We start from the raw sequence: 13120 nt of genomic DNA, 5'->3' as shown, positions 1-13120 counted from the left end.
GCCGATGTCCACGATGCTTCGCGAAGCGCTTCACATGCTGCGCTCCGATCGCGCGGCCGCGCGATGGACCGATGCCTTCCCGGTCGGCAACGGGGTGCGCGGAGCGACCTGTCAGGGCGGCCCCGGCGCTGAGCGCTTGTGGCTGAACGACATCACCGCCTGGTCCGGCCTCCCCGACCAGGACCCGCTCGCCGGCGTGGTCGATCGCGGTCCGGATGCTCTCCACGCGGTGCGCGCTGCCATCGCCGGCGGCGATGCCGCCGCAGCCGAACGGCTCCTCCAGCGACAGCAGACGCCGTGGGTGCAGGCCTTCCTGCCGCTCGGCTGGATCGACGTCGAGGTCGACGGAACCTTCGACGACGGATGCCGTCGCCGTCTCGACCTCACGACGGCGACCGCCCATCTCGAGTACGCCGGCGTGCGCCATACGACATGGGCGGACTCCGCCGGCGGGGCGATCGTGCACCGGATCGAGGCGGATGCTCCGGTGCGCGTGCGGCTGCGTGTCGGGAGCCTGCTCCGCTCCGCGGGGCCGGATGCCGGCATCCCCGACGGAATCGTCCGCGAGCTGCTGCTGCCGATCGATGTGGCTCCGGGGCACGAGACCCCGCCGGAGCCGGTCCGGTACGGCGACGGACGCACCGGCGCGATCGCCGTGCGGTCGGCGGGCCCGGCGACCGTCCAGGCCGGAACGCTGGTCACCGAGCTCGCCCGCACCCACGTCTTCGTCATCGGCACCGCGACCGCGCCGTCGATCTCCGGAGAGCCGGAGTCGGAGGCCGATGCTCCGACACGCGCGGTCGCCGTGCTGGGGCAGGTCGGATCGGATGCCGTCGCCGAGTCCGCGCGGCTGTACGGGACGCACGTCGCCGCGCATCAGGAGTTGTATCTGCGCTGTGCCTTGACCCTGCCCTCTGCGGACGGTGCAATGGAGCTCAGCACCGAACAGCGGATCGCGGCAGCGCAGGAGCGGCCGGACCCCGGCCTCGTCGCCCTGCTCTTCCACTACGGTCGCTACCTCCTGCTGTCGTCGTCCCGGCACACCGGACTGCCCCTCACGCTGCAGGGCCTGTGGAATGCCGAGCTTCCCGGCCCATGGTCGAGCGCGTACACGACGAACATCAACTTGCAGATGGCGTACTGGGCTGCCGAGACCACCGCGCTCAGCGAATGCCACACCCCACTGCTGCGCTTCATCCGGCGGCTCGCGGCCGGATCCGGCAGCACCGTCGCACGTGAGCTGCACGGTGCGGACGGCTGGGTGGCGCACCACAATTCCGACGCCTGGGGGCACGCTGCGCCGGTCGGGGCCGGTCACGGCGACCCTGCCTGGGCGTTCTGGCCGATGGGCGGGGTCTGGCTGAGCCTGCACCTCTGGGAGCGCTACGCGTTCACCGGCGACATCGATGAGCTGCGCATGCAGTCGTGGCCGGTGCTCGCCTCCGCCGCACAGTTCGCGCTGTCATGGATCCGGGATGACGGCACCCGCACGTACACGAGCCCCTCGACGTCACCGGAGAACCACTTCCTCGCCGATGACGGCACCGCGACCGGCGTGGGCGAATCCTCGACGATGGACGTCGCGCTGCTGCGGGCCCTCGCGACGGCGTGCGTGCAGGCCTCGATGGCACTCGGCATCGACGAGCCGTGGATCGCCGAGCTGCTCACCCTGACCACCGCCCTTCCCGACGCCGAGGTCGATGCCGACGGCACCCTGCGGGAATGGGACCGCCCCCGCGAGGACACCGAGCCCGACCACCGGCACCTGTCTCATCTCGTCGGCCTGTTCCCGCTTGCGCAGATCACGCCGGCCCGGTCGCCTGAGCTCGCCGCCGCTGCGGCAGCCTCGATCATCTCCCGTGGACGGGAGTCGACGGGGTGGGCACTGGCCTGGCGCACCGCGATGTGGGCACGCCTCGGGGATGGCGCGCAGGTGCTCGACCAGATCACGATGGCGCTGCGTCCTGCGGTCTCCGACGGCGGGGGCCACCGCGGCGGTCTCTATGCGAATGGATTCAGCGCGCATCCGCCGTTCCAGATCGACGGGAACATCGGCCTCACCGCCGGTGTCGCCGAGGCGCTGCTGCAGTCCCATGACGAGCGGATGCTGCTGCTGCTGCCGGCACTGCCACCGGACTGGCCGGTCGGAAGCGTGCGCGGGTTGCGCGCACGAGGGGGCGTGACCGTCGACATCGACTGGGAACACGGCGAAATCGTGAAAGTACGGTTGCGCAGCGATGGGAACACCACAATAGAGATGAGCGGGCCGGGGATCGGCATCCGATCCGTCGTCCTCACTGCAGGGCAGCCCGCTCTCATCGAGCCGAGGGAGAACCGATGGTGACCATCGCAGACGTCGCACGGGCAGCCGGCGTCTCCATCTCGACCGTCTCATACGTGATGAGCGGCAAGAGGACGATCTCTCAGGACACGAAGGAGCGCGTCGAGAGCGCCATCGATGCGCTGGAGTACCGACCGCACGCGAGTGCCCGCTCGCTCGCTTCGCGATCCACCAGTGTGATCGGCCTGCAGGCACCGCTGCGCTCGGGTGTCGACGTGCACGTCGTCATGGAGATCGTCGCCGGCATCGTGCGCGAGGCGCGGGTGCACCAGTACGACATCCTGCTGCTCACCAGTGACGACGGCGAGGGCCTGCGCCGCGCGACCGGCGCCTCGATGGTCGACGCCCTACTGTTGATGGATGTCGAGTCGGACGATCCGCGCATCGCCACCCTGCGCGACCTCTCCGCCCCCAGCGTGCTGATCGGCCTGCCGCGCGGGGCCGAGGAGCTGACCTGCGTCGACTTCGACTTCGAGAGCGCGGGACGCGCGGCTGCGGAGCGGCTGATCGCCCTCGGTCACCGCCGCGTGGCGCTGCTCGGCTCGCCCCGTGAGGTGATCGACCGGCGCACCTCGTATGCCGAACGGCTCTCCACCGGCTTCCTCGCCGTGTGCGCGGAGCGCGGTGTTCCGGCGACGGTGCACCCGTGCCCGACCACGCACGAATCCGTCGAGGTCCTGGACGCGGTCCTCGCCGAGCATCCTGATGTGACAGGCCTCTTCATCCACAACGAAGGTGCTCTGGCACACCTCGCGGCACGCGCGGCGACGGTCGAAGGGCTCGAGGCGATCGCGCTCTGCCCGGCGGATACGGCACGCACCGTGCCGACCCTGGCCGACAGCATCGACCTGCCGGCCGAGGGCCTCGGCATCGCCGCCACGCAGGCGCTCATGGCCCTGCTCGCCGGTGAGAGCACGCCGAAGGTGCGGCTGCTGCCGCCGGTTCTCGCCTCGTCGCGACAAGAGTCAGCCCTCGAGCAGGCCGAAGTCATCGCCCGATGAGGATCGACCCGAACAGCCGGTCCGTGCAGGGGCTGTCGACGTTCATCGAGTTCGTCGCGCTGAACGTGATGTATCTGGTCACGTGCCTTCCGATCGTCACGATCGGCGCCGCGACGAGCGCGCTGTTCCAGGTCACCATCCGCTATTCCGATGACGAGACCGGGCGGCCGGTCGCCGATTTCCTCCCCGCGTTCGTGAAGAACTTCCGCCGCGGTGCGCTCACCGGCCTCGCACTGCTGGTGCCGGTCGCGCTGCTGGTCTTCAGCGCCGTGTTCTGGTTGTCCACGCCGAGCGTGCTGGGAACGACCGGCGGCGTGGTCGCCGCACTCGCCGCCGTCTTCCTCTTCACCGCTTTCCTCTATGCGATGGCGCTGGTGGCGACGTTCGACGACGGCGTCCGACGCACCCTGAAGAACGCCGTGCTGCTCGCGGCTGCCGAGCCGGCACGCACCTTCGGCCTGCTGATGATCCCGGTGACGCTGGCGTGCATCAGCATCCTCTTCCCGCCGTTCCTGGTGATCATGGGAACAGTCGGCTTCTCGGTCGGCGCCTACGCCGCCGCCTTCCTCTTCCGCAGCGTCTTCGCGCGGCACCGCCGGTAACCCGCAACCCCACGCAGAACGCCCCCGGGACCACATGGTCCCGGGGGCGTTCTGCGAGGAGGGTCAGCCGGCGTCTGCCGCCACCGCCTCACGTTGCTTGTTCTGCGACTCGGCGTTCTCCATGTCGAACTCGAGCACCTTGTCGTATCCGAGACCGGCTGCCTGCTCCTGCAGCTGGGCCTTCAGTGACTCGAACTCGTCGTCGCTGGCGGCGAATGCCATCTGCCACGAGTACTGGATGACGATGGCCTTGACCTGGTTGCGGAGCGTCTCGATCTCCGAGGGGTCGGCGGGGGCCGCATAGCTCGCGCCGGGGGCGACCAGCAGCTGGTCGTTCGTCTCCAGGTACTCCATGGTGGTGGCGGCTCCGCCCATCTTGGCCGACCAGTCCTCCGAGAGCGGCGTCTTCACGAGCTCCTGGTACGACGGCCATGCCTTGTAGCTGAACGGCAGCCCGGTCTCCTCGTCGATGTCGACGGGAAGGACGGCGGTGACGTTGAGCGCGGAGGCGCCGTCGGTGTACGTGCCGCCGCCCAGCTCAGCCGGAACCTGCGCCTCACCGCTGATGAAGGCCTGCTTGCCGAGTTCGGTCAGCACCGGCTGACCGGCGTCGTCGAGCTCCCAGGTCATGCCCTGCGGGCCGGCTGCGCCCATGGTCTGGCTGTTGTTGGCGTAGGTGCCTTCGGCCGAGTACAGCCAGTCGATGAACGCCGCGATGCGCTCCGGGTCCTCGGCCTTCGAGCCGATCGCGATCACCGGCTTGCCGCCATAGGCCTCTGCTCCGTACGAGAAGATGTTGATGTCCTTGACCGGCGCGAGCTCGAAGCCCTTGCCCGCCGCGGTGTTCACATCGGTGTTGTAGGCGGCCTGACCGAGCCACGGCCACCACGAGAAGAGGACCTGTCCGTTCTGCACCTTCGACCACATGGTGTCGTAGTTCTGGGTGGTCGATTCGGGGTCGACGAGGCCGAGCTTGTTGGCCTCGTGGTAGAACTTCAGCGTGCGCATGTACTCGCCGTCATCGTCGAGGATGCCCTGGTAGTCCGAACCGTCGGCCTTCGCCAACACGAAGCCGAGCTCGTCGTAGCCGTAGAAGGTGGTCGGCTGCTTGGCGGTGACCATCATGTTGCCGTCCCAGTCCTTGAACAGCGACAGCGCGTACACCTTGCCGCCGTTGGGGGCGGTCGGCTCAAGATCCTGCATGTCCTTCAGCACCGGAACGAGATCCTCGAGGGTGTTGAGTTCCGGATAGCCGAGGGCCTTGTAGAGATCCCAGCGGACATACGGGCCGAACGTCGGGTCCAGCCCCTCAGACGGCTGGGTCGGCTTCAGCGAGGAGACCGAGGTCGGGAAGGCGAAGACGCCGTCCTTTCCGTCGTTGAGGTGCTCGACGGCCGTGTCGAACTCCTCGACGTTGCTCATCGCGGGGTAGAACGGCGCGCTGTCCATCACCAGCCCGCCCTGGACCAGCTCATCGAGCTTCTCACCCTTCTCGGTGATGATCATGTCGCCGAGATCGCCCGCCGAGACCCGCGTGTTGTAGAGGGTGTCACCGCCGCCGGCGACGTTCGGGGCGATGATGTTCAGCTTCATGTTGAACTTCTTCTTCACGATGTCGGCGAACCAGCCCTCCTGGATCCCCATGTAATTCGCGAGCCCGTCGAAGACGTCGATCGTGATCTCCTCATCCCACTTGTCGGGGAAGGAGGAGATGGACTCCTGTTGCTGCGCGTCACCTCCGGTGCAGGACGTGAGCAGGCCCGCGGCAACGAGCGCCACCGCGGTGAGCGCCACCTTGCGCTTGAGTTTCATTGCATTTCCTTTCTTGGATGCAGTGACGTCGTCAGCCCTTGACGGCGCCCAGCATGATGCCCTTCACGAAGAAGCGCTGGAACAGGGGATAGATGAAGATGATCGGCAGCACGACCAGCACGGAGACGGTCATCCTGATCGACGTCGGCGTCTGTGTGGTCGCCGCCGTGATGATGCCGGTCAGGTTGCCGCCGGAGTTCTGAGCGGCTTGAGCCAGGCTGTTGGCCTGATTGATGAACATGTAGAGCAGGTACTGCAGGGTGTACAGACTCTGATCGGTGATGTAGATCAACGTGTCCTGGAACGAGTTCCACTGGGCGACCGCCGAGAAAATAGCGACCGTCGCGAGGATCGGGGTCATGTTCGGCAGGAAGATGCGGAAGAAGATCTGCACGATGTTCGCGCCGTCCATCTCGGCCGCTTCCTGGAGCGACTCGGGCATCGCCTCGACGTACGTCTTCACCAGGATGATGAAGAACGGCTGCACGATGAACGGCAGCACGTAGACCCAGAAGTTGTTGGTGAGGCCGAGCGTCTTCATCACGATGAACACCGGGATGAGTCCGGCGCTGAAGTACATGGTGATGATGACGGAGCGGTACCAGAACTGGCGGCCCCACATCTTGCTCTGCGAGAACATGAACCCGAGGAAGGCGGAGGCGAGGACGGCGGCGAAGGTGCCGATCGCCGTGCGCCCGATGCTGACCACGGCCGCCATCGGGAGGCCGTTCAACTGCAGCACCTGCGAGTAGTTCTCGAGGTGGAGATCGACAGGGAACCAGCGCACCTGCCCGAGGGCCGAGACGTCGTTGGCGCTGATCGAGTTGATGATCAGGAAGTAGAACGGGTAGGCGCACAGGAAGGCGAGCGCGATGAAGACCGTGTAGTTCGTCATCGCGAAGATGATGTCGCCACTGCTGCGACGGCGGACCCCGAAGGTCGTGCTGCTCATGGGTGTCTCCTTCTCAGACGATGGACTGGCCGCGGACGCGCTTGGCGATCCAGTTGACGGTGAGCAGGAGAGCGACCGAGATGATGCTCTTCAGCATGCCGATCGCGGTCGCCATCGACAGGCTGTTGCCCGTGATGCCGATGTTGTAGACGTACAGATCGAGGACCTGGATGGTCTCCTTGTTGAAGGCGTTCTGGAACACGAAGTACTGCTCCATGCCGTTGTTCAGCATGTTCGCGACCGACAGGAGCAGCAGCACGAGGTAGGTCGGCATCAGCTGCGGAATGGTGATGTACCGCATCAGCTGGAATCGTCCGGCGCCGTCGATCTTGGCCGACTCGTACAGCGACTGGTCGATGCCGGCGATCGCGGCGAGGTAGATGATCGCGCCCCAGCCGAGGCCCTTCCAGACGCTCCACAACGTCATCGTGAGCCAGACGTTCTGATCGCTGTCGAGGAACTTGAGCGGCTGCGTGATGAGCCCCGCGTCGTTGAGCACGTTGTTGACGAGGCCCGAGCTGGAGAACAGCGAGAACGCGATCATGTAGACGAGCACCCACGAGATGAAGTTCGGGAGTGTGGTCAGCGTCTGCACGGCGTTGCGGAACCACGGAGCACGCACCTCGTTGAGGAAGATCGCGAAGAACAGCGGGAGGATCGAGGTCGCGATGCCGAGGAAGCTGATGGCGAGCGTGTTCAGCAGCACCTGCCCGATCTGGGCCACCTGCGTCGGTGAGCTGACGAGGAGCTCGAACCACTGCAGTCCGACGAACTCGCTGCCGGCGAGCCCGAGGGCCGGCCGGTAGTCGAACAGCGAATAGATCCAGCCGTAGAGCGGGAAGTAGGAGAAGAGGAAGACCAGCACCAGGAAGGGCAGGATGCACAGGAACATCCCCATCGAACGGCGGCCGCCGGCCTGCTGTCGCTGGCGGCGCCCACGGCGTCGGCGCGAGGTGGGCGAGTCCTTGATCACCACGGATTGGACCGCGGTCGTGTTCCCGATCGTCAAGGTCATGAGTGAACCTCCGCGTTCTCGTTGGCGGCTTCCCGTGGCTCGTACGCCACGTCCGTGAACAGCGCCGCTGTGCTCGCCGCGCGCAGACCGACCGTGCGCCCCACGAACCCACCGGCGACCTCGGTCGACAGATACCGTCCGTCCAGGCGCGCGAGTTCCCGCTCCCCGTCGGCGTCGGCGATGGCGAAGACGAGGTCGTCCGGGCCCCCGGACGTCGCTGGTCGGGATTCGATGATCAGCGACCGCGCACCGGACGCCGCGGTGCGGTCGTCGTCGATGGTGCGGGTCAGCCCGCCGATGTGAAGTGCGGCCCGCGCGCGACCGGAGTCGATGCGGACCTCGCCCCAGTGCCGATCGTCCATGCGCACGCGCACCGCGGCCGCCTCGGAGGCCTCGGTCGTCGCCGAGAATCGCCAGTGCGCGTCGAGGGTGCGGGTCGCGAGCATCGACGGTGCCCCGTTGGGCGCGTCATCCTCGACGGCGATCCGGATGCCGCCCGGTGTGCTCTCGGCGATCTCGGCGGGGGCGAAGCCCGGAGAGGTCCATCGGGGGTGCAGCGGTCCGTCGAAGCGGTCGGTGAACCCGGTCGGTGCGGGGGTGAAGGTGAAGCGGTCCGGGACGACCACAGGCCAGTCGTCGACCCAGTCGATGCCGGCGAGGAACGTCTCACGACCGTTCACGTGGAACTGAGGGGTGGCTCCGCGCGGACGGACGCCGAGATAGACCATCGCCCAGGAGCCGTCGAGGCGCTCGATCAGGTCGGCATGGCCGGCGTTCTGCACCGGGAAGGTGGTGCTGCGGCGGGTGAAGATCGGATTGTGCGGATGAAGTTCGAACGGTCCCGTCGGGGTCTTCGCCCTGGCGATGCCCACCGTGTGCCCGCGCTCCGTGCCGCCCTCGGCGTAGAGCAGGTACCACCAGTCGCCGCGCCGGAAGACATGCGGAGCTTCGGGGTACGCCAGTCCGGTGCCGCGCGAGACGGTCCGCGGCTCGTCGAGCACTGTGCCCGTCTCCAGGTCCACTCGCACCTGGGCGATTCCCGGAGCCGATGACATGTTCGAGCTGAACGTCATGTAACAGGTGCCCTCGTCGTCCCAGGCGAGGTCGGGATCGATGCCGACGGCGCCCTCGATCACGATGCCCGGCGACCACGGACCCTCGATGCTCGGGGCCGAGGTGACCAGCTGGCCGACCTTTCCTGAGACGTTCGTGGTGATCATCCAGAATCGTCCGGCGTGATGACGAAGCGTCGGCGCGTACACGCCTCCACCGGGTCCGGCGATGCCCGGGCGCAGGTTCTCATCACCGTCGAGGGCGTGACCCACCTGCTCCCACGTGGTGAGATCCGTGCTCCGCCAGAGGGGAACACCCGGCGAATACTCGAACGATGAGTGCGCGAGGTAGTACGTGTCTCCGGCCCGGCAGATCGTCGGGTCCGGGTGGAACCCGGGGACTACAGGATGCTCCGCGGAGTTCACGGCATCGGTCATCGGGGCTCCACTCGCCTTTGGGTTGGATCGCTCGCGCGCCCCTGTCGATCCTCGGGTGAGATCTGTCGAAACGCTTCGACTTAGAGAGTAAAGCGGAACCGCCGCAAGCACAAGGCCGAAAATCGAAACGCTTCGCCTTGCCAAAAAATCTTGCGCTAATGTGACGCCGGTGACCTTCACTGATCTCCCCCTCGACCAGCTCCGCTCCTTCCGCCCCGATGTGGCCGAACCCGCGGATTTCGATGACTTCTGGGCGCGCACCCTCACGGAATCGAGAGCGCTCGCGACCGCACCGCAGCTGCAGGCGGTGACGACTCCGATCACGCAGCTGATCGTCGAGGACCTCACGTTCAGCGGCTTCGGTGGCGAACCGATCCGCGCATGGATCACCCGCCCGCACTCGGATTCCCCCCTGCCGACGGTCGTCGAGTACATCGGCTACAACGGAGGTCGCGGCGTTCCGGGCGAACGTCTGCAGTGGGCGGCGGCCGGCTACGTGCACGTGCTGATGGACACCCGGGGCCAGGGCAGCGGATGGGGCACCGGGGGCGACACCCCCGACCCGCACGGCTCGGACGGCTCGGTTCCCGGGTTCATGACCCGCGGCATCCGCAGCCCCGAGACCTACTTCTACCGCCGCGTGTTCACCGACGCCGCGCTGCTGATCGACGCGGTGGCGCAGCTGCCAGCCGTCGATGCGAGCCGGATCAGCGTCACCGGTGGCAGCCAGGGCGGTGGGATCAGCCTGGCCGCCGCCGCACTGCATCCCGGTGTCGTCGCGGCGATGCCCGACGTCCCGTTCCTCTGCCACTTCCGCCGTTCGGTGGAGCTGACGCCGGAGCATCCCTTCAAAGAGATCGAGCGCTACCTCGCCGTGCACCGCGGAGTGACGAACGAGGTCTTCGGCACCCTGTCGTACTTCGACGGGGTGAACTTCGCCCGCCGCATCTCGGCGCCGGTGCTGTTCTCCGTCGCGCTGATGGATGCCGTCGTACTGCCCTCGAGCGTGTTCGCGGCGTTCAATCACTGCGGCTCTGCGGATGCCGAGATCGAGGTCTACGAGTTCAACGGCCATGAAGGCGGCCAGACCGTGCAGTGGCTGCGCCAGGCGGAGTGGCTCGCCTCGCGCGCCTGATCACGTCGGTGGTCGCTTGTCACGACTCGACTCTTGTGCGATTCGAAGCGCTTCGATAAAGTCGCGGCGGACCGTGCGGTCCGCCATCGACACGAAGGAGTGCGAATGTTGCAGGTCAGGATGAGAACCACGACGGCGATCCTCGCCGCGGGGGCGATGATCGCCGCGGGGGCGGTGGTGGCGAGCGGGCCCGCTTCTGCGAGCACGCCGGAACAGACCGGTCCCGAATACGACTGGTCGAACGTCGAGATATCCGGCGGCGGATACGTGCCAGGCATCATCTACAACCCCACCGAAGAGGGGCTGGTGTACGCGCGCACCGACATCGGCGGCGCGTACCGGCTCGATCGGGAGGCCGACCGCTGGGTGCCCCTCCTCGACCACGTCGGCTGGGACGACTGGAACTGGCTCGGCGTGCTGAGCCTCGCCACCGACCCGGTCGACACCGCACGGGTGTATGCCGCGGTCGGCATGTACACGAACGACTGGGACCCGAACAACGGCGCTGTGCTTCGGTCCTCCGACGCCGGGGAGACCTGGCAGGCGACGCCGCTGCCCTTCAAGGTCGGCGGCAACATGCCGGGGCGCGGAATCAGCGAACGCCTGCAGATCGACCCGAACGACAACGACGTGCTCTATTTCGGCGCCGAACAGCGACAGGGACTCTGGCGCTCGACCGATGCCGGCGTGAGCTTCCAGCGCGTGGAGAGCTTCCCGAACGTGGGCGATTTCGCACCCGATCCCGCCTCCGAGAACTCGTACCTCACCTCCGAGCTCGGCGTGCTGTGGACCGCGTTCGACGCGGCGTCCTCCCCCGCGGGCACCGCGACCTCGACGATCTTCACGGCTGTCGCCGACAAGGAGCACATCCTCTACCGCTCCGACGACGCCGGCGCGACCTGGGCCGAGGTCGAGGGCGCCCCGACCGGGTTCCTCCCCCAGCGCGGCGTGATCGACGAGAGCGGTCGATTCCTGTACATCACGACCACCGACACCAGCGGTCCCTACGACGGGTCCGACGGCGAGGTATGGCGATACGGGATCGATACCGGCACGTGGACGGACATCACGCCCACGCAGCGTCCGGCCGGCGGCGACTTCGGCTTCGGCGGCCTGACCGTCGACCAGAACGACCCGGACACGATCATGGTTGCATCGCAGATCCAGTGGTGGCCCGACATCCTGATCTTCCGCAGCACGGATCGCGGCGAGACCTGGTCGCCGATCTGGGACTACGTCACCGGCAGCGACGGCGCCGTCTCGCTCGATCGCCGCTATGAGCAGTCCATCGACGGCGTGCCGTGGCTCGCGTTCGGCAAAGAGGTCGGCGAACCGGTCCCGGGGAGCGAGCCGACGCCGAAGCTGGGCTGGATGGTGTCGTCCCTCGAAATCGACCCGCACAACTCCGACGAGCTCATGTACGGCACCGGCGCGACGATCTACCGCGCCGACGACCTCACCGCCTGGGATGAGCCCGGCGGTCGGATCCACCTCGCTCCATCCGCCGACGGCATCGAGGAGACGTCCATCCAGGGGCTCGCCGCCCCGCTCGGCGACGTCGACCTCGTCTCGGCGATGGGCGACCTCGGCGGCTTCGTGCACGACGACATCGACACCATCACGAACACGTTCCAAGCCCCGTATTTCGGGGGCGGGACGTCTGTGGACGCGGCGGGTCTGGCCGACGGCGTCATCGCCCGTGCCGGCACCGACGGCACCGGCGCCCACCTCGCCGCGTTCTCGAGCGACGGCGGCGACACCTGGTTCTCCTCTCCCGCGGTCCCCGGCTCGACCGGCGGCGGCAGCGTGGCGGTGACGGCCGATGGCGGCGGAGCAGTCTGGGCGCCGGCGAGTGCCGCACCGCAGGTCACCCGGGATGCCGGCGCGACCTGGGTCCCGGTCGCGGGGCTGCCTGCCGGAGCGAGGGTCGAAGCGGATCGCGTCGATCGCGACATCGTCTACGGTTTCGCAGCGGGCACGTTCTACCGCTCCGAGGATGGCGGATCGAGCTTCGCGGCCGTGAACGCGGGGACCCTCCCCGCCGAGGGCAACGTGCGCTTGGGCGCGATGCCGGGGCACATCGGAGATGTCTGGCTGGCCGGCGGAGATCCGGACGGCGCCTACGGCATGTGGCGTTCGACGGACCGCGGCGGCACCTGGCAACAGGTCGATGGATTCGACGGGGCGGACACAATCGGCTTCGGCAAGGCCGCACCGGGCGAGACACGTCCCGCGATCTACTCCGCCGCGCGCCGAGACGGCGTGCGCGGCGTCTTCCGGTCGACCGACGGTGGCGACACCTGGATCCGCATCAACGACGACGACCACCAGTGGGGTTATCTCGGCGCCGACATCGAAGGGGATCCCGACGTGTTCGGCCGGGTCTACGTCGCGACGAACGGCCGAGGCATCGTGGTCGGGAATGACGCAGCGGCCACCGAGCCCGCCCCGTGGAGCTCCTCGGCGACGTACGCCGAGGGAGACCTAGTCTCCTTCGACGGTTCGACGTGGCTCGCCTCATGGTGGAGCCGCAAGGACGTGCCCGGCGCGAAGCGGGGCCCCTGGCAGGAGATCGTCACGGCGCCGACAGGCGTCGCGAAGTGGACCCTGACGCGCACCTTCGTGGCAGGCGACATCGCCGAGCACGACGGCCACCTCTGGCGCGCCAAGTGGTGGTCGCGCGGAGACCTGCCTGGTGCGAAGCGCAGCGCGTGGGAGCGCATCGGCTGATCCCCTGACGCGCCGTCCGGCCTCGAGCCGGACGGCGCGTCA

At 67.8% G+C, this 13120-nt stretch carries 9 protein-coding genes; 5 read left to right on the top strand and 4 right to left on the bottom strand.

The genetic code is table 11. The annotated features are described in order from the left end of the window. Positions 1-4: 4 nt before the first annotated feature. Genes MRBLWO13_RS06955 through MRBLWO13_RS06945 form a run of 3 tightly spaced genes read left to right on the top strand, consistent with a single transcriptional unit; the run spans position 5 to position 3944 of the window. The gene (locus MRBLWO13_RS06955; RefSeq protein ID WP_341978311.1) at positions 5-2344 is read left to right on the top strand and encodes a glycoside hydrolase N-terminal domain-containing protein; all 2340 of its coding nucleotides are present in this window, start codon (positions 5-7) and stop codon (positions 2342-2344) included. After that, positions 2338-3342 carry a LacI family DNA-binding transcriptional regulator gene (locus tag MRBLWO13_RS06950; RefSeq protein WP_341977336.1) on the top strand — a complete coding sequence of 335 codons (1005 nt, stop codon included), beginning with the start codon at positions 2338-2340 and terminating at the stop codon, positions 3340-3342. Before MRBLWO13_RS06955 ends, MRBLWO13_RS06950 begins: the two co-directional genes overlap by 7 nt. Beyond that, a complete protein-coding gene (locus MRBLWO13_RS06945; protein ID WP_341977334.1) occupies positions 3339-3944 on the top strand; it encodes a YesL family protein in 606 nt (201 codons plus the stop codon). The genes MRBLWO13_RS06950 and MRBLWO13_RS06945 overlap by 4 nt, the downstream gene beginning before the upstream one ends. 63 nt (positions 3945-4007) lie before the next feature. Here the strand turns inward: MRBLWO13_RS06945 and MRBLWO13_RS06940 are convergent, their stop codons facing one another. The 4 genes from MRBLWO13_RS06940 to MRBLWO13_RS06925 are packed head-to-tail and all read right to left on the bottom strand — an operon-like array spanning position 4008 to position 9213. Continuing rightward, a complete protein-coding gene (locus tag MRBLWO13_RS06940; RefSeq protein ID WP_341977332.1) occupies positions 4008-5756 on the bottom strand; it encodes an ABC transporter substrate-binding protein in 1749 nt (582 codons plus the stop codon). Positions 5757-5787: 31 nt separating this feature from the next. Further along, a complete protein-coding gene (locus MRBLWO13_RS06935) occupies positions 5788-6708 on the bottom strand; it encodes a carbohydrate ABC transporter permease (RefSeq protein ID WP_341977330.1) in 921 nt (306 codons plus the stop codon). A gap of 13 nt (positions 6709-6721) precedes the next feature. Beyond that, positions 6722-7723 (bottom strand): ABC transporter permease subunit, encoded by a 1002-nt coding sequence (locus MRBLWO13_RS06930; protein WP_341977328.1) that lies wholly within the window; start codon positions 7721-7723, stop codon positions 6722-6724. Continuing rightward, positions 7720-9213 carry a glycoside hydrolase family 43 protein gene (locus tag MRBLWO13_RS06925; protein ID WP_341977326.1) on the bottom strand — a complete coding sequence of 498 codons (1494 nt, stop codon included), beginning with the start codon at positions 9211-9213 and terminating at the stop codon, positions 7720-7722. The genes MRBLWO13_RS06930 and MRBLWO13_RS06925 overlap by 4 nt, the downstream gene beginning before the upstream one ends. Before the next feature lie 169 nt (positions 9214-9382). Here MRBLWO13_RS06925 and MRBLWO13_RS06920 point away from each other — a divergent pair, with 169 nt between their 5' ends. Then, a complete protein-coding gene (locus tag MRBLWO13_RS06920) occupies positions 9383-10348 on the top strand; it encodes an acetylxylan esterase (protein ID WP_341977324.1) in 966 nt (321 codons plus the stop codon). 120 nt (positions 10349-10468) lie between these two features. Next, on the top strand, positions 10469-13078 hold the full coding sequence (locus MRBLWO13_RS06915) for a carbohydrate-binding protein (protein WP_341977322.1): 2610 nt from the start codon (positions 10469-10471) through the stop codon (positions 13076-13078). Positions 13079-13120: the final 42 nt, after the last annotated feature.

Origin of the sequence: Microbacterium sp. LWO13-1.2, from assembly GCF_038397725.1 — a bacterium.
Taxonomy (GTDB): domain Bacteria; phylum Actinomycetota; class Actinomycetes; order Actinomycetales; family Microbacteriaceae; genus Microbacterium.
Note: the sequence above shows the minus strand (reverse complement) of the source record. Positions and strands in the feature narration are given on the sequence as shown.